The following is a 16,997-nucleotide window of genomic DNA, read 5'->3' on the forward strand; positions in this document are numbered from 1 at the left end:
GCGCATTAACGGTCAGGTTTTTTAAAGCTAAAAGCTCTATTATTTAATGGCAGTATTGATAACTAATAGTTGGGAAGTATAAGTATGGGTGACAAGCAACGACTACTTATGGTCGATGACGATACAGAGTTGTGTGAATTGATAGGGGACTATCTGGAGCACGAAGGCTATCTGATGGAGTATGCACATAATGCCGATGAGGCTTGTGAGCGGTTGGCCCGTGCGGATCGTTATGATCTGATTATTTTGGATGTAATGATGCCAGGTAAAAGTGGCTTGGAGTTATTACAACAGATTCGCCCTAAGGTTCAGCTTCCCGTCATTATGTTAACGGGTCGGGGTGAGGATATTGATCGTATTCTTGGGTTAGAGATGGGGGCGGATGATTACCTGAGTAAGCCCTGTAATCCTCGTGAGCTGCTTGCGCGTATTAGAGCGGTACTTCGGCGTGCAGAGCCTCAACAGCGAACTACGCTCTTTCCTGAAGCTTCAGTGGCTGTTGGTGGCGTTAGTTTAGATCCAGGTATTCGCGAAGTAAAAGTAAATGGAAACGAAATTGATCTGACGGGTACCGAATTTAATGTATTGGCTTACCTTATTGCTAATGCAGGTAATGTTTTAGAGAAAGAGCAGCTGACTGAACTGGTGCTTCATCGGAAGCTCGCTGCTTATGATAGAGCTATTGATGTTCATGTTAGCCGAGTTAGGCAGAAGTTAGCGGAGCATCTTTCAGGAAAAGAGCTTATTAAAACGGTGCGTGGAGTAGGTTATCAGTTTGTTAAAGGTGAGCAATGAAGTGGTATAAGCGTCTATTCTGGAAAGTTTTTGCCTCTATTTGGGCCGTCAGCTTTATCGTGCTACTGGCAACGATTTTCTTTGTCGGCGCAGTTACTGAGCAAGATCGTTTTAAAGAGGTCGTCACTGCGAAAGCTCAAGGCTATGCAGAGATAATGGTTGAAAAGTATGAGCGTAAAGGCTTTCAAACCTTATTGCCGCGCCCACCTCCACCGCCGCGGCATCGCGATGATGACGATGATAAGGAGAGCGGTAAAAAGGACAAACACGCTAGGGACAATAATCAGCGTGAGAATTTTCGTCGTGATGTTTGGTGGAATATTTCTGAACGCGTTTTTATTACTGATCTAAAGCAAAAGAAAAAAGTGATTGGTTTTAATAACTTCCGGCGTGATGCGGATTCGCTTTATGTTTTTAATGTGAGCTCCGATAGTGGGAACATTTATCAAGTTGATGTAGATCTGCATTGGGATGCTTCGCCATTTACCCATGTTTTAGCGACGATTCTGTCCGTGCAGATGGTACTTATACTGCTGATCGCTTCTGCAGGCGCGTTGCTCGTTTCGATGATTATCACAAGGCCATTAAACTTGCTGCGAGAGCATAGTCAGGCGATTTATCGTGGAGAATTAGAACGTCGTACTGATAAAAAGCTGCGTAAAAGAGGGGATGAATTAGGTGAGCTAGCCCGTGATTTTGATCGCATGGCTGATTATGTACAACAAACAATCACATCGCATCAACGTTTAATGCAGGATGTTTCCCATGAGCTCCGTGCTCCTTTAGCCCGTTTGCAGGCAGCTGCAGGTATAGCTGAACAGCGCATGGGAGAAGATGATAAAGCGGTGCAGCGAATTATTCGTGAATGTCAGCGCTTAGATCAATTGATCGGGGAGATTCTATCTTTGTCTCGCCTTGAGCAGATGGAGGGGCTTGGTGAAAATGTATGGCTCTATCCTTTGTTACAGGAATGGGTGGATGATGCACATTTTGCCTACCCAAAAAGGGAGTTCTGTCTTGATATGAAGTCCGATTGTGAGATCGGCGTGAATGTTAAATTGCTGGAGCGAGCGATTAATAATATTTTAGGTAATGCCTGTAAACATACACCTGAAGGCACTCAAATTGATTTAACGGTGGATAAAGCAGATCAGTGTGTTGTTTGTATTCGAGATCATGGCCCAGGTGTTACTGAAGAGCAATTGACACAGTTATGTAATCCCTTCTATAGAGGGCAGAGTCAAACAGAAGGGTATGGCTTAGGCCTAAGTATTGCGCAGCGCGCGATAGAGCGCTTAGGCGGAACGCTCGTTTTACGTAATCATCCAGAAGGTGGGCTAGAAGCTATAATCCGCTTGCCTTGTGCACGTAATCAGTAAAAGATAATTTACCTAAGACTAGGTAATTTTAACGGGACGCTGTTATAGGCGATTATCGGATTCTCAATAATCCCAATCGGTGTCCGTAAGATCTGCAGGCGTTAAATCATAACGCCTTAAGATCGTTTGGATTTTTCCTTGTTGATAGAGTTGCATCAATTGCTGATTGAACCTATCAACTTGATCTTTAGAAAATCTGCTTTTTGATAGCCCTACGTAATAGAAAACATGCTTATAGAAACCTGCAGGGCGTATAGATGCCAGCTGTAGTTCTTTGATAACTGTTTTTACTACATCTACGTTACCGAAAACCAAATCACATCGGGCACCATTGACCATCTTGATGGCGGTAGGGAAGTTGGTTGTAGTGATGACTTTAATCGGTTCTATGTTACTAGACACCATCCCCTCTCTGATGCCTTTTAAACGATTCAGCATGTTAGAGGGCGAATTTACGGCGACACATAAACCCGCTAAGCTCTCTAAGCGGGTGTAGTTTACATCCAGACTGCTATGGGAGAAAAAGCCGTAACCTGTTTCTAAAATAGGCGGACTGAAGTACAGCCATTTTGCTCTATCGCTATTTTTCCCTACTAGGAATAAACCGTCAGCCGTACCTCTCTTGACTGCTTGCTGGGCACGTCGCCATGGGAGCATCTCAAAGTGGCATTCTAACTGCTCAGCTTTACATGCTTCCGCAATAATCTCTTTGCCAGGTCCCTCTACATTTCCATCTTTAGTGAACATAAAGGGAGGTAAATGAGTTGTTTTAAACTCAAGTGGTGCAGTGTGCGACTGTGCTGGGAAGGCGAGCAATAGGCAGATATAACCTAAAACTAATTTAGCCATAAAACGCTCAAAAGCCATTATATTTATTAATATTATTTAACATTGTAGACCACTACATAGAGGGTGTTGGGTTCGGCCTGATATTAAACGAGCTTTTATAGGATATATGCTCAGGATATACAGACAGAGAACAGTGTTGATTCTAATAAGGCCGGGCTTTGCCTTCCGGTTAGTCGTTTTTTAATTGAGAAAAGACACACCTTTTTCGGCATCCTGTTTTAATGTGCATATTTCATATTCTTTGCATATCCCACAATGAAACTGACAGGTCTGGTACAGAGTTTTGAATGTTTCAAAACTGATGGGTCGGCTAAATAGGAACCCTTGCATCATCCTGCAGTCTATCCCTTGGAGAAAGAGCATCTGCTCTTTAGTTTCTACGCCTTCTGCTACTACACTTAAGCCCAGTTGTTTTGCCATGGCGATAATGGTTGATGTAATAGCAATATTGTCTTTATCGGCAGGGATGTCTTGTAGGAAAGAGCGGTCTACTTTTAATAGGTCTACGGGCATTTTCTTTAAATGACTTAATGATGAATAGCCTGTTCCAAAATCATCTATAGCTAAGCTGATACCCATCATTTTTATTTTTTTAAGTGTCTCTATAGCATGCTGCATATCACGCATTAGCATGCTTTCGGTGATCTCTAATTCTAGCCATTCTGAGGCCAAGCCGGATTTAGAAATAGCTTCCTCAATATGTTCAATTAGATCGGGATCATCGAACTGTCGGGCGGATAAATTTACGCAGACCTTTAAAGGCGGCAAACCTTCATCTTGCAACTGCTGGGCTGCTTTGCAAGCTTCTAGTAATACCCAGCGGCCAATAGGAATAATCGCCCCTGTTTCTTCTGCATGGGGAATAAACTCATCGGGTGGAATCGTCCCTCTGGTCGGATGTTCCCAGCGTAAAAGTGCTTCTATTGCAGAAATTCGCCCATCCTTTCCATCAACTTGAGGTTGATAGGCTAGGGATAATTGCTTGCTTGTGAGTGCATTTCTTAAATCGTGCTCGATGCTTAGTATTCGTTGAGCTTTTTCATCCATATATGTTTCATAAAAAGCAAAGGTATTTCGCCCGAGTTGCTTAGCATGATACATAGCCAAATCTGCATTTCTTAACAGGTCGCTCGGATCTTGGCTATCGGCACCAATTAAGGTTATCCCTATGCTGACGGTGATTCTCACATCATGGAAGCCTATTTGTACTGGCTGTGAGAGGAGTCTCAGAATCTCATTTACATTATGGATAATTAAATTAGGGTCATTCAGCGCATGGAATATGATGGTAAATTCATCGCCGCCTAATCTAAAGACAGAGGCCTGATCTGGCACGCAATAGCAGAGCCTATTGGCGATGGTATTGAGTAAAGCGTCGCCTGCTTCATGACCCATAGTGTCGTTTATCTGCTTGAAATGATCTAAATCCAGAAGCAGTAGAGCATGGGGACCCTCATTGGCTGGGCTTTGCAGATATTGATCAAGGGTTCGCCTGAAATTTCGACGATTGCCTAAATTGGTGAGCGGGTCAAAATAAGCCATTTTTTCCAGTTGCTGATCATGCTCTTTTATTTTAGAGATATCTTCACTGACTGAGACAAAGTTCGTTATATTTCCTAGCTCATCATGTATTGGCGATATATTTTGTAAAGACCAATATGTAGTGCCGTCCTTCCGTTTATTTAGAAGTGTTCCATGCCATTTTTTATGACGACTAATGGTTTCCCATAGGTTGTCATGGGCACCCTTTGATGTTGTGTCTGAGCGTAAAATACTGGTTTTTTTACCCTGTATCTCAGGAAAGCTATAACCGGTAATATCGCTGAAACGAGTGTTGGCGTACTCTATTTCACCTTGAGCATTCGTAATAACTACGGCGCTTCCTGTGTTTTCTACAGCATTCCTAAACAGTTTGAGTTCTCTTGCTAAATGAGCATTTTTACTCGCATTACGAAGGGTAATGAAAAAGCCTTGTTCTGTTGGGTCTATTTCGACTAGAGAACATTCGATCTTGAGTAGAATAGGAGGTGAATTAGATTGCTCTATAAGCTGATAATCGGAGTGATGTTGGGTATCAGTATTTTTCAGGTGGTCTAAGTGAGCCTTGATCTTTTGTTTAAATAGTTGAGGCAATTCACTTTTTGACTCGGCTGTTTGTGCGGATCCCCAAATGAGTTCGAGCGCGTAGGGATTACTCGCCACCGGTTGCAGTGAATGATCAAGTAACAAAATACCGATACTGGATTGGCTAAACCAATCGATCAGCATTTTGATGTTATTTTTAGACAGCAATAGTTTCGACATTATATTATTTTTGTTTTAATTATTTACTGAAGATCACTAGATAATGAACTTTATTTCATTTAAATAGTTTGATTTGGCTCAGCGTTTTGTCTTTTAGTAAAAAAAAGCGCCGTTAGGCGCTTTTTTGTTTTTAAAGGGCGTCAGGCCCGCTTTCGCCTGTACGTATTCGTATCACTTGTTCAAGGGGGGCAACAAATATTTTCCCGTCCCCGATCTTTCCAGTATTAGCTGTTTTTGCAATAGATTCGATCACTTGCTCAACCATATCTGTATCAACAGCAATTTCGATTTTAACTTTTGGTAGGAAGTCTACTACGTACTCTGCGCCACGATAGAGTTCAGTGTGGCCTTTCTGACGGCCAAAGCCTTTAACTTCTGTAACGGTAACGCCTTGAATACCAATATCAGAAAGAGCTTCACGTACATCATCAAGTTTAAATGGTTTAATCACCGCCGTGACCAGTTTCATTATGCGATTCCTCAGTTTGTACCTGCGTTAAGTGTTTAGCTCAACACTTAGCAGTTTTAACTACAGTGAACTATGGGGATAAGTATACCTAGAAAAATGCAGAGTGGTATATCAGATTTACAGGAGGGGGTTCAAAAGCGCTTGTTAATAATACAAAAAAAGGGTGCCGAAGCACCCCTTTTCAATCTAGAGATAGATTACTTAGCAGATGTAAACTCTGGGTATGCTTCCATACCACATTCAGAGATATCTACACCTTCGTACTCTTCTTCTTCAGTTACACGTACACCGATAACCGCTTTAATTACAAACCAAGTAACCAAGCTTGTTCCGAATACCCAACCGAAGATAGTTAGTGCACCAATGATCTGGCCAGAGAACGCAGCACCATCGTTAGTTAGTGGTACTAGTAGAAGACCTAGAAGACCTACAACACCGTGTACAGAGATTGCACCGACTGGGTCATCAATCTTCATTTTATCAAGTGTTAGGATACTGAATACTACTAATACACCACCCATCGCACCGAACAATGTAGCTTGTAGTGCAGAAGGAGTTGATGGTTCAGCAGTGATAGCAACTAGACCTGCTAGCGCACCGTTAAGTGCCATTGTTAGATCCGCTTTACCAAACAGTAGGCGAGCAACAATTAGCGCAGCAACAACACCGCCGGCAGCAGCTGCGTTAGTGTTCATGAACACAACAGCAACAGCGTTTGAGTTTTCAACGTCGGATGTAGCAAGTACAGAACCACCGTTGAAACCGAACCAACCCAACCACAAGATGAATGTACCTAGTGTAGCTAGAGGAAGGTTGGCACCAGGGATAGCGTTAACGCCACCTTCTTTAGTGTATTTGCCTTTACGAGCACCAAGAACCAGAACACCAGCAAGAGCTGCAGCAGCACCAGCCATGTGAACGATACCAGAACCTGCGAAGTCAGAGAAACCTAGATCGCCAAGCGTGTACATGCCGAATACAGCATTGCCACCCCAAGTCCAAGAACCTTCCATTGGATAGATGAAACCAGTCATTACGATAGCGAAAGCAAGGAAAGCCCAAAGCTTCATACGCTCAGCAACGGCACCAGAAACGATAGACATTGCAGTCGCTACGAATACCACTTGGAAGAAGAAGTCAGCTGATGGAGCGTAAGTAGCAGGTTCTTCAGCGCCAGTGAATCCATCACCAGTAATACCTGAAAGTAGGTAGTCACCACCGTACATGATTGCGTAACCGCAAACTAAGTACATGATGCATGACACCGCGTATAACGCGACGTTTTTAGTTAGAATTTCTGTGGTGTTTTTAGCACGTACTAGGCCAGATTCCAGCATAGCAAAGCCAGCAGCCATCCACATGACCAATGCACCACATACTAAGAAATAGAAAGTATCTAGGGCATACTTCAGCTGAGTTACATCAGCAGCTGTTGAATTTAAAAGTTCTTCCATTGGTTGGTTCCTCCAGAAGCAATCGTAAGTCTATGTTTAAAGCGCTTCAGTGCCGGTTTCACCGGTACGGATACGCACTACTTGTTCAATAGAAGTAACGAAAATCTTACCGTCACCTATTTTGCCGGTTTGAGCGGCTGAACTGATCGCTTCTACGACCTGATCTACTATGTCGCTGGACACAGCCGCATCTACACGTACTTTAGGTAGAAAATCGACTACATATTCAGCGCCACGATATAGCTCTGTGTGACCTTTTTGACGTCCAAAGCCTTTTACTTCTGTAACGGTGATGCCTTGAACACCGATTTCAGAAAGAGCTTCACGGACATCATCCAGTTTGAATGGTTTGATGACAGCGGAGACCATCTTCATTTTGTTATCCCCCATAAATACTAAATTCAATACAAAATACTTAAATTGCTAAGTAAACAGTTAATTACCAATTCTTGCCCTGACTATAGCGAAGGATGTGCCATGTTTTAAAAGTTGTTTAATATCAATCGGTTATCTGGTTTGTTTTGTCTTTGGTTGATTTTTGTGCGATATTTTAGGGCGGTTGTTTGAGTGCTATTTTTGTAGATGCACCATAATGGTGCCGTTGTTTGAGAGGCTGGTTTGTTATGGGTTTATTGCTATAGTTGGAGTCGTGTTTTATCTGATTTTAGAGGTACAAAATGATCAAGCCACATTTAATTGAAGGCTTAGCAGAACAGTTTTCTCAGTTATTCTCTGGTGAAGCGAAAGTGCTAGACCAAGAAAACGTTAAGGCGCAGGTGAAATCCCTACTACAAGGTACGTTTGATCGATTGGATATTGTCAGTAGAGAAGAGTTTGATGCGCAAAAAGCGGTTTTGTTGCGGACGAGAGAAAAAGTTGAAGCATTAGAATTGCAGTTAAAGGCGTTAGACGAAACCTTACAGAAAAAGCCGTAGTCTTAAATAGAAAAGTTAAGCCGTTTTACATGTTATCTCATTTACATTTAACCCAGACGGGGTTGGTTTTTTATAATGAAAGATTTTGAGCAGCAGTTGTTTCTATGTTCTCCTCAGGCTGTGATTGTGACGGATAGGGATAATAATATTATTCGGGTGAACCCTGCCTTCCAGCAAATTTCCGGTTATAGCTTTGATGAGGTTGTGGGTCAGAAACCGAGCGTCTTAGGTGCGGGTAATTTATCAGATACGAGCTACGAGCAAGCTTGGCTTGATCTTAATGATACTCATGTATGGCAGGGTGAACTGTTCAATAGGCATAAAAATGGTTCTGTTTATCCCGCTTGGTTTAATGTGATAAAGATAACCAATAACGACAATGAGTTTGTTGGTTATATTGCTCAATTTTTTAATATGAGTCAGCTAAAAACTAGCGCTGAAGCGCCGTCACAAATTCCTCAATATGATGAGCTTACACGTCTACTTAATTGGGAGATGTTTCAAAGCATACTGGATAAGCGACTGGAAAAATCTAAAGCAGATAATGAACAGCTGGCTGTAATGCTGGTTGATTTGGACCGTTTTAAATGGATTAACGATAATTTAGGGCGCGATGTTGGCGACAATTTGTTGCAGGAGGTCGCACGTAGATTAGGCTCAGTGGTACGTGATGAAGATGCATTAGCACGCTTAAGTAGTGATGAGTTCGTGATGATGCTACCGGCTGTTGATGGTATGGATGCGGCTGTTAAAGTGGCACAAAGGGTTGTTGAGCAGCTATCCCATGGTGTGTTTGTTGACCATCGAGAGATTTTTATTAGTGGTAGTGTAGGTATATCACTCTATCCCGAACATGCAGAGCGGGGTAAAGATCTGGTTAAAAAAGCAGATGTTGCGATGTATGCGGCTAAGCAGGGTGGGCGGAACACATTTAGAGCCTATAGTGCATTAATGGAGAGAAGCAAAGGCCCTCAGATTCTCCGAGAGGAGGATCTGGTGACTGCGCTTGTCAGCCATGAAATCCAGATGACCTATCTGCCTATTTACAGTATTTATAGTCATCGAGTTGTGGCTGTACATGCAAGGCCTAGTTGGATTCATCCTGAGTTAGGCTTAGTGCCATTTTCTGAATTTTCAGCACTGTTGGAACATTCAGATTCCATCGAACAATTTGAGCATTGGATCGATTCAGAACTGCGCTCTTTAGATGTAGTTTGGGAGCGTTTCCCTAGCCTTCGTTTTATCTCTTTTCGCATTGAATCTCAGCAGCTATCGAGCAAAGAAAGTATTCAGCGTTGGGTTAATCAGTTAAGCCAATATCAGCAAATAGGGCGGGTGATGATCGACGTGGATATTCAAACCGCGTTGGAAAAAGAGGGCGCCTTGTTTGATCTGTTGACTAGCGAAGCGCTTTTATCCATCAGCGGATTCGTTTGTGAGGCGCCGGTTCTGGAGAAAATACGTGATATAGATCCTGATTTTATTAAACTCGACGCAGGCCTAGTAACTATGATGAATAGTGATGAGGGGCGCCATAAAATTATTGATAACGTTTTAAAAATTGCGGATAAACTGGATATTGAAGTGTTGGCCGATGGTGTTAGCACTGAGGGGCAGCGAGGACAGTTATCAGAGCAAGGTTGTATGCTAATGCAGGGCCGTTATTTTGGTATGCCACTAACTTTGCAGCAGCTTCTTGAACATTTGGCTGTTGAGCATTAATCGGCCCTCCAATAATCATGGATAAGAAGGGCCCTTTTCAAGTTTCTGTTTAGCGGTTATCTTTAGTTTTTTCAATATTCTTCCAAGGATGGAAGCTTATGTCATTAGCGATTGTTTATACCCGTGCGCAGGTGGGAATTGATGCGCCCCTAGTTACTGTGGAAGTTCACCTCTCAGGTGGACTGCCTAGTTTCTCCATTGTTGGCTTGCCTGAAACTGCGGTTAAAGAGAGTCGAGAACGGGTCCGCAGTGCCTTAATAAATTCTGGATATGACTTTCCTCAACGTAGAATTACAGTAAATCTCGCGCCTGCAGATCTTCCTAAAGAGGGTGGGCGTTACGATCTTGCTGTCGCCATTGGTATTTTAGCTGCAAGTGGCCAAGTACCGGTGGAGCCCCTGAAGTCCCTAGAGCTGATTGGTGAACTCGCTCTTTCTGGTGAGCTCAGACCTGTTGCGGGTGTGCTGCCTGTAGCACTGGCTTGTCGTGGGGCTGGTCGGGGTTTGTTTCTTCCTTCTTCAAATGGAGATGATGCAACGCTTGCCTCAGGGTTGAGTGTTTATCCCGCTTCTCATCTGTTGGATGTTTGCGCCCATTTAAAAGCAGAGCAATTGATTAGCTGTGCGGTCGCTAGTCCCGGAGCGCATACATATAGTGCAGTCTATCCAGATCTGAATGATGTTAAGGGACAGCTTCAAGCGAAAAGGGCTTTAGAGATCGCGGCGGCAGGTTCACATAACATACTATTGGTCGGCCCTCCCGGTAGCGGTAAAAGTATGTTGGCCAATCGTTTGCCCGGCTTGCTACCTGAAATGACAGAGTCTGAACGTTTACAGGTGGCATCAATACATTCGATTGCGCAACGTAGTGGCGGTGAAGGGCTTATCTGTCAGCGCCCTTTTCGTGCGCCACACCACACCGCATCCTCTGTTGCTTTGGTGGGCGGGGGTGGGAATCCTAAACCGGGTGAGATCTCTCTCGCTCATCAAGGTGTTTTATTCTTAGATGAGTTGCCTGAGTTTAGTCGTAAGGTTTTAGAGGTACTGCGTGAGCCTATTGAATCGGGTGAGATTTTAATCTCTCGCGCTGCCCGTCAATCTGTATTCCCAGCTCGATTTCAATTAGTTACCGCAATGAATCCTTGTCCATGTGGTTACTACAATGATGGTACGGAACGTTGCCGCTGTAGTCCTGATCAAGTGCGACGTTATCAGTCCCGAGTATCGGGCCCATTGTTGGATCGTATTGACTTGCAGTTAAGTGTTCAAGCCTTGTCACAAAAAGAGCTGATGGCTTACCCCGATGCTGAAGAAACAAGTGAGCAGGTAAGAGAGCGCGTTATTCTTGCAAGATCACAGCAGATGGAGCGCCAAGGCTACCCAAACCAGATGTTGGAGGGTAAACAGCTTGAACAGATCTGTTGTATCAGTGATTCAGATAAAGATATGTTGGCTAAGGCGTTGGAGAAACTACAGTTGTCAGCTCGTGCGTATCATCGTGTTTTAAGGGTGGCGCGAACCATTGCGGATCTTGCTGGTGCGGAAAAGGTGGAGAGTAAGCATCTACTGGAAGCGTTGAGCTATCGAGTATCTGCTAGGGCTTTATTAAGATAAAGCTGATAGCGCAGCGGTGATATTGTATTAGCTCGAAGAGGTTTTCTGTTGCTACTGAGGTTTAGGAAGCATTCGCTTAAAATCACTGAAGCTAACGGGAGGGCTGTAGAAGTAGCCTTGGATCTGGTCGCAGTTATCTTGAATCAAAAAGTCTAACTGCTCCCTTGTTTCAACGCCCTCAGCGACAACCGTTAATTTCATATTATGGGCAAGGCTAATGATAGAGCGCACAATCTCCTCGGCTTCTGAAGACTCATTGAGGTGACTTACAAATGAGCGATCAATTTTTAACGCACTGATGGGCAGTTTATGCAGTAATGAAAATGAGGAGTAGCCGGTACCAAAGTCATCTAATGAAAAAGTGATCCCCTCTTCTGCTAAGGAATCGAGGCACTCCCTAACGTGGTTCTCATCGTTAAAAATAGCTGACTCTGTTAACTCAAATTCGAGAACCGATGTATCTATATCTTCCTGTTTGATAATACGTTTGATGGTATCGACTAACATATCATCCTTAAACTGCCGGAAAGATAAGTTGACCCCTAAACGATCAATATGGATGCCTGCTTCTTTTAATTCTTTAAGGTGCAAGCCTGCCTGTCTAATGGTCCAATACCCTATAGGTACAATTAAACCATTCCGCTCACATAGGGGGATAAAGTCGCCAGGCATTATCATTCCGCGGGTTGGATGTTGCCAACGAATTAGCGCTTCAGCCCCGACAATCTTGCCTGAACGGAGGTCGATACGGGGTTGGTAAAAGAGCACAAACTGCTCTGCTCTTAGGGCGGTCATTATTTCCGATTCAAGACCTACGGTTTTATCAGACGTTAATTCCATACCAGGGCGATAGATGGAGTAACTACAGCCATGAATCTGTTTGGCTTGCATACGAGCCATGCTGGCTCGCTTGGTAAGTAGATCAACTTCACTGCCATGTTCAGGGGCCAATACCGCACCAATGCTACAGTCGATCTGGGTCTGAGACTCGCTGTGAGTATAGGACGATTTTAATGTGGCGATAAGCTTACCCAGTAGGGATTTGACGGTGTCTAATAGTGGCGCTGTACTTGGTAGATCCAGAATAATGGCGAATTCATCGTTGCCTATTCTTGCGACCATTTCATCGTTGCTAACGCTACTTTGTATACGTTTACCTAATTCTAAAACAACTTCATCACCTGCTGAAAAACCATAACGGGTATTAAATTTACGGAAATGGTCTAAATCAATAGTGATTAGGGCAAGTTGGCGGCCTTGTTGTATTAGGGAATTGAGTTTGTATAGGAGGGTTAAATAGAAGAATTGACGGTTGCCAACAGGAGCTAAAGTATCGGAATGGCGTAAAAGTTGTATCTCTGTGCTTTGCTTAATGGTGAGTTCTGCGTGGCGTAGCGTCCTTAAAAATATCTCTGTATTCAGTGTCTCATAAGATAAAAAGTCGGTGGCGTTCGCTGTTAAGAGTTTCTGCCCCTGTTCTTCGGTAATGTGAGGGCTGAGTGCAATAATTGGCGTGTTTGGGCGAAATTTATGCAGGTCAGAAATTATAGTTGTGCAAGGGAGTGGAGAGTTGTTACAGCTGAGTAAAATGAAATCAATAGAGGACTGCTGCAGAATCAGCAATGCTTCTACATGGTCATTGCAGCGCGTTAGTTGATACAGTGGATGTTGCTCCAGTATCGACTTAAGTCTGCTTTGATTCTCCTGATGACTATCGATCAGTAAAATCTTTTTATGTTTATCGGGTAACTGCTGTAGCGCTGAGCACATCGCCAACTTCCCAGTGTGACACTTTATTTATAGACACAAATTTTATAAAGAGATGTCTCCCTGTAAAATTTTCGTGTCATAATTACCAATAAGTCTTACTTTATTCAGATTAACACTCTGCAAGAATTATTCAAACACTTGTTTTATTTTTATATATCAAAGAGTTATCTAAATTTATAGTTGGTATTACCCTAGTCGCATCCTTTATGTTTCGGCTGCGTATGGCTAAGCTTTAGCCGTTTTTTAAGGTTTTTTAAAGAATGTCTCGATTAAATCCACGACAGAAAGAAGCGGTGGACTATATTGGTGGTCCTTTACTGGTGCTTGCCGGTGCCGGGTCTGGCAAAACCAGTGTAATTACGCGCAAGATCGCATACTTGATCAACTCATGTGGAATTGCTGGGCGCAATATTGCCGCTGTTACCTTTACTAACAAGGCATCACGAGAGATGAAAGAGCGTGTTAATGCTCTGTTAGAGGGGAGTCCAGCAGGTAAAGGTCTGACCGTTGCTACCTTCCATAACCTTGGCCTTACAATTATTAAGCGTGAGCATAAGCATCTTGGCTTTAAGCCGGGATTTTCTATCTTTGATGATCAGGACACAAAAGCCCTATTAAAAGATCTGATGCTACAGAACAACGAAGAAAGTGATCAGGTTGATATAGTCCGAAATCAGATCTCTAGTTGGAAGAACGAGATGCTAACGCCAGCTCAAGCTTTGGCGTCAGCGCAGTTACCACAAGATATTTTATGTGCCCGTGCCTATGAGGAATACGAGCAACACTTGCGTGCTTATAACGCAGTAGACTTTGATGATCTAATTCTTGTGCCTGTTCGCCTGTTTGAAGAACATCCGAAGGTTTTAGAGCGTTGGCAAAACCGGTTACGTTATTTGCTGGTGGATGAGTACCAAGATACCAACCTTTCTCAATATCGTTTAGTTAAACTCTTAGTTGGGCATCGAGGCGCACTAACCGTTGTAGGGGATGATGACCAATCTATTTATGCTTGGCGCGGCGCGCGGCCTGAGAACTTAGTGCAGCTTGAGAAAGATTACCCAAGTCTAAAAGTTGTCAAACTAGAACAAAACTACCGTTCCACGAGCCGTATACTGAAAGCAGCCAATACCCTGATTGCCAATAACCCCCATGTGTATGAAAAAACCTTATGGAGTGATATGGGTATGGGTGATCCTATAAGGGTGATACATACGCGTAATGAAGATGCTGAATGTGAACGGATAGCAACAGAAACTTTAGACCTGCATCTGCGGAATAATATTCAGTTTAAAGATATGGCTGTTTTATACCGTGGCAATTTCCAGGCACGTCTATTGGAGATGAAGCTGCAACACTATCAAGTGCCTTACAAGTTAAATGGTGGCACCTCCTTTTTTGCCCGTGCAGAAATTAAAGATTTAATGAGCTACCTAAAAGTGTTGGTTAATCCTGATGATGACAACGCTTTTCTACGTATTATCAATCTGCCGCGCCGAGAGATTGGTCCGAGCACGCTACAAAAGCTAGGCCAGTACTCGGTTGAACGCCAGATCAGTATGTTCAATGCCTGCGAAGAACTAGGTTTAGAGCAAGTGATGCCTGCCAATGCTTTAGAGCGGTTGCGCCGTTTCTGTAGCTGGATGCAACATATCTACCGTCAATGTCACCAAGGTGATCCGATTGATGCGATCTATGAAATGATGCGCGATATCGATTACGAAGGCTGGATTGCGCAAAATAGCTCTAGTGATGCGATGGCCGAAAAGCGAATGCAGAATGTGCATTTCTTAATGGACTCACTTAAATCGACCATGGAGCGCTTACAGGAAGAAGAACCTGATGCGGGAATCCAAGAGGCGATTAACCGCTTAATATTGATCGATATGCTAGATAGGCAAGAGGAAGAGGACGATTCAAATCGTGTTCAATTAATGACATTGCATGCGTCAAAAGGGCTCGAATTTCCTCATGTATTTCTTATGGGGATGGAAGAGGAGCTGCTTCCCCATAGGAACAGTATAGAAACCGATAATATCGAAGAGGAGCGACGCTTAGCCTATGTAGGTATTACGAGGGCGAAACGCTGTTTGACCATTACCTTAGCGAAGCAACGTAAACAATATGGTGAAGTGTTGGACTGCCTACCAAGTCGCTTTTTAGATGAACTACCGCCTGAAGATTTAGAGATAGAGGGAGCGGGAGAGAAGTGCCCTGTGCAAAATCAGAAACGGGGCCAAGCTACGCTGAATAGTTTAAAAAATATGTTTGACTAGATTTGTTATAAGACAAAGATAAAAAAAGCCGCATAAGCGGCTTTTTTTATATCAGAACGGCGCTTAATTACTGAGCGCTATCCATCATATGCTGAATCGCACCTTTTAGCTCATCATCAGAACAATCAGCACATAAGCCACGTGGTGGCATAGCATTTAAGCCATTAATCGCTGAAGCAAGTAGAGCGTCAATGCCTTTAGCTCCACGGTCAGCCCACTCAGAAGTACCAAATTTCGGTGCACCTGCAGCGCCTGTTGCGTGACACGCAGCACACTTAGTTGAATAAACTTGCTCGGCTGTACGAGCCGCAGCAGGAGCCGCTACAGCAGCAGCGCCGCCACAGCTATCATCGCCTTCTATACAAACAGAACCTACTGCTTTAATGCGCTCGGCAACAGCTTCATCGTTAGATGTCGCCTGTACAGATGCACTTAATGCAATACCTAGACCTAGAGCAACCAATGCTGAAGTGATTTTTTTCACAGTCACGACCTCTCAATAAACCACAAATTAATATGCGCAGTGCGATCTGTAGGATGCCCAACCACAACATAAGTTGCTCTGAGGCGGAAATTCAGACTCGACTGCTCAAAGTTTCACCGGCTGCGGATTATAACGGTAAATAATCACAACTGAAATGGGGCTTTGGCAGGAGAACGCAGCAATCCGCTGATTTAGGGCAATTTTTTGTAGTTAAAAAGCAATAAACCTTAAATTTAACAAGGAATTGATAAAGGAATGGATTTTATTAAACTAAAGGAGTAAAAATATATTAAGACTAAGGTCTAAAATCAACAGCGGGGTTATGATGACCAGCAATGGAATGTATGAGAATTGTGTTTGCCGAACGTTGACCGGTAAACCAAGCCCAACAACCAAGCTTACCTTATTAAGTTCTATACCTAATCAGCGCATCTATAGGTGCAGTAGTTGCCATTCGTTCTTAGCTTATACAGAAGACAAAGATGAATGGGAGGTTATTATGCAAGGCGACCTCGAAGAAGAGTTAAAAAGCCTATATTGCACGACCTCTACTCAATCCCAAACAAATTGAGCTTAAAAAGCCTTGGCGAATAAGCAGCGCATCGGTAGAATACGCCACGCAAACACTTCTTGAGTGCGCCTGTAGCTCAGCTGGATAGAGTAGCAGGTTCCGATCCTGTTGGTCGGGGGTTCGAATCCCTCCAGGCGCGCCACTTTTTTATATGTCTCCACATCTTTCAGTTTCCTCCTCACCGAAATTCAGTGCACCAAACTGGAGGGTGAGAATCCCCGATGGGTTCGAGCCGAGCGAAGCGAGACAACGGAGCTTGCGACGGCCCGCAGGGTGAGCGCAGCGAATAATCCCTCCAGGCGGCCACTTTTTTATATGTCTCCACATCTTTCAGTTTCCTCCTCACCGAAATTCAGTGCACCAAACTGGAGGGTGAGAA

At 43.6% G+C, this 16,997-nt stretch carries 14 protein-coding genes, 1 tRNA gene and 1 other RNA gene; 9 read left to right on the plus strand and 7 right to left on the minus strand.

All coding sequences use genetic code 11. The annotated features are described in order from the left end of the window. The first annotated feature begins 84 nt into the window (after positions 1-84). Together Q4486_RS14180 and Q4486_RS14185 are read left to right on the plus strand one after the other, a co-directional pair. A complete protein-coding gene (locus tag Q4486_RS14180) occupies positions 85-795 on the plus strand; it encodes a response regulator transcription factor (protein WP_303417761.1) in 711 nt (236 codons plus the stop codon). After that, positions 792-2,174 carry a HAMP domain-containing sensor histidine kinase gene (locus Q4486_RS14185; protein WP_303519867.1) on the plus strand — a complete coding sequence of 461 codons (1,383 nt, stop codon included), beginning with the start codon at positions 792-794 and terminating at the stop codon, positions 2,172-2,174. Before Q4486_RS14180 ends, Q4486_RS14185 begins: the two co-directional genes overlap by 4 nt. Before the next feature lie 63 nt (positions 2,175-2,237). Here the strand turns inward: Q4486_RS14185 and Q4486_RS14190 are convergent, their stop codons facing one another. From Q4486_RS14190 to Q4486_RS14210, 5 genes are all read right to left on the minus strand, one after another. Beyond that, positions 2,238-3,023, minus strand: a complete 786-nt coding sequence (locus Q4486_RS14190; protein ID WP_303519869.1) for an ABC transporter substrate-binding protein — start codon at positions 3,021-3,023, stop codon at positions 2,238-2,240. Between the two features lie 180 nt (positions 3,024-3,203). Next, on the minus strand, positions 3,204-5,327 hold the full coding sequence (locus Q4486_RS14195; protein ID WP_303519871.1) for a bifunctional diguanylate cyclase/phosphodiesterase: 2,124 nt from the start codon (positions 5,325-5,327) through the stop codon (positions 3,204-3,206). A 130-nt stretch (positions 5,328-5,457) separates the two neighbouring features. Next, positions 5,458-5,796: a P-II family nitrogen regulator gene (glnK, locus tag Q4486_RS14200; RefSeq protein WP_067869806.1), complete on the minus strand. Its 339-nt coding sequence runs from the start codon at positions 5,794-5,796 to the stop codon at positions 5,458-5,460. Positions 5,797-5,993: 197 nt separating this feature from the next. Continuing rightward, positions 5,994-7,250, minus strand: a complete 1,257-nt coding sequence (locus tag Q4486_RS14205; RefSeq protein ID WP_303417752.1) for an ammonium transporter — start codon at positions 7,248-7,250, stop codon at positions 5,994-5,996. A gap of 36 nt (positions 7,251-7,286) precedes the next feature. Continuing rightward, positions 7,287-7,625, minus strand: a complete 339-nt coding sequence (locus Q4486_RS14210) for a P-II family nitrogen regulator (RefSeq protein ID WP_067869800.1) — start codon at positions 7,623-7,625, stop codon at positions 7,287-7,289. 302 nt (positions 7,626-7,927) lie between these two features. Here Q4486_RS14210 and Q4486_RS14215 point away from each other — a divergent pair, with 302 nt between their 5' ends. The 3 genes from Q4486_RS14215 to Q4486_RS14225 all read left to right on the plus strand — a co-directional run bounded on the left by Q4486_RS14215 (position 7,928) and on the right by Q4486_RS14225 (position 11,520). Next, positions 7,928-8,185 carry an accessory factor UbiK family protein gene (locus tag Q4486_RS14215; RefSeq protein ID WP_067869797.1) on the plus strand — a complete coding sequence of 86 codons (258 nt, stop codon included), beginning with the start codon at positions 7,928-7,930 and terminating at the stop codon, positions 8,183-8,185. Between the two features lie 75 nt (positions 8,186-8,260). Beyond that, the gene (locus Q4486_RS14220) at positions 8,261-9,907 is read left to right on the plus strand and encodes a diguanylate cyclase (protein ID WP_303417747.1); all 1,647 of its coding nucleotides are present in this window, start codon (positions 8,261-8,263) and stop codon (positions 9,905-9,907) included. A gap of 98 nt (positions 9,908-10,005) precedes the next feature. Beyond that, positions 10,006-11,520, plus strand: a complete 1,515-nt coding sequence (locus Q4486_RS14225; RefSeq protein ID WP_303519873.1) for a YifB family Mg chelatase-like AAA ATPase — start codon at positions 10,006-10,008, stop codon at positions 11,518-11,520. 51 nt (positions 11,521-11,571) lie between these two features. Here the strand turns inward: Q4486_RS14225 and Q4486_RS14230 are convergent, their stop codons facing one another. Beyond that, the gene (locus Q4486_RS14230; protein WP_303519875.1) at positions 11,572-13,290 is read right to left on the minus strand and encodes a GGDEF domain-containing response regulator; all 1,719 of its coding nucleotides are present in this window, start codon (positions 13,288-13,290) and stop codon (positions 11,572-11,574) included. Positions 13,291-13,550: 260 nt separating this feature from the next. On the opposite strand from Q4486_RS14230, the gene rep reads away from it, so the two are divergent. Then, positions 13,551-15,563 (plus strand): DNA helicase Rep, encoded by a 2,013-nt coding sequence (gene rep, locus Q4486_RS14235; RefSeq protein ID WP_303417741.1) that lies wholly within the window; start codon positions 13,551-13,553, stop codon positions 15,561-15,563. Positions 15,564-15,630: 67 nt separating this feature from the next. Here the strand turns inward: rep and Q4486_RS14240 are convergent, their stop codons facing one another. Continuing rightward, entirely contained in the window at positions 15,631-16,047 is a 417-nt protein-coding gene (locus Q4486_RS14240) for a cytochrome c5 family protein (RefSeq protein ID WP_303519876.1), read from the minus strand. A gap of 322 nt (positions 16,048-16,369) precedes the next feature. On the opposite strand from Q4486_RS14240, the gene Q4486_RS14245 reads away from it, so the two are divergent. The 3 genes from Q4486_RS14245 to Q4486_RS14255 all read left to right on the plus strand — a co-directional run bounded on the left by Q4486_RS14245 (position 16,370) and on the right by Q4486_RS14255 (position 16,924). Beyond that, complete coding sequence (locus Q4486_RS14245) at positions 16,370-16,618, plus strand: hypothetical protein (protein WP_303417737.1); 249 nt, start codon at positions 16,370-16,372, stop codon at positions 16,616-16,618. A gap of 65 nt (positions 16,619-16,683) precedes the next feature. Then, a tRNA-Arg gene (locus Q4486_RS14250) sits at positions 16,684-16,760 on the plus strand. A gap of 46 nt (positions 16,761-16,806) precedes the next feature. Further along, positions 16,807-16,924: non-coding RNA, RtT sRNA (locus tag Q4486_RS14255), on the plus strand. The last annotated feature ends 73 nt before the right edge of the window (positions 16,925-16,997 follow it).

Source organism: Neptuniibacter sp. 2_MG-2023 (assembly GCF_030547495.1).
GTDB lineage: Bacteria > Pseudomonadota > Gammaproteobacteria > Pseudomonadales > Balneatricaceae > Neptuniibacter.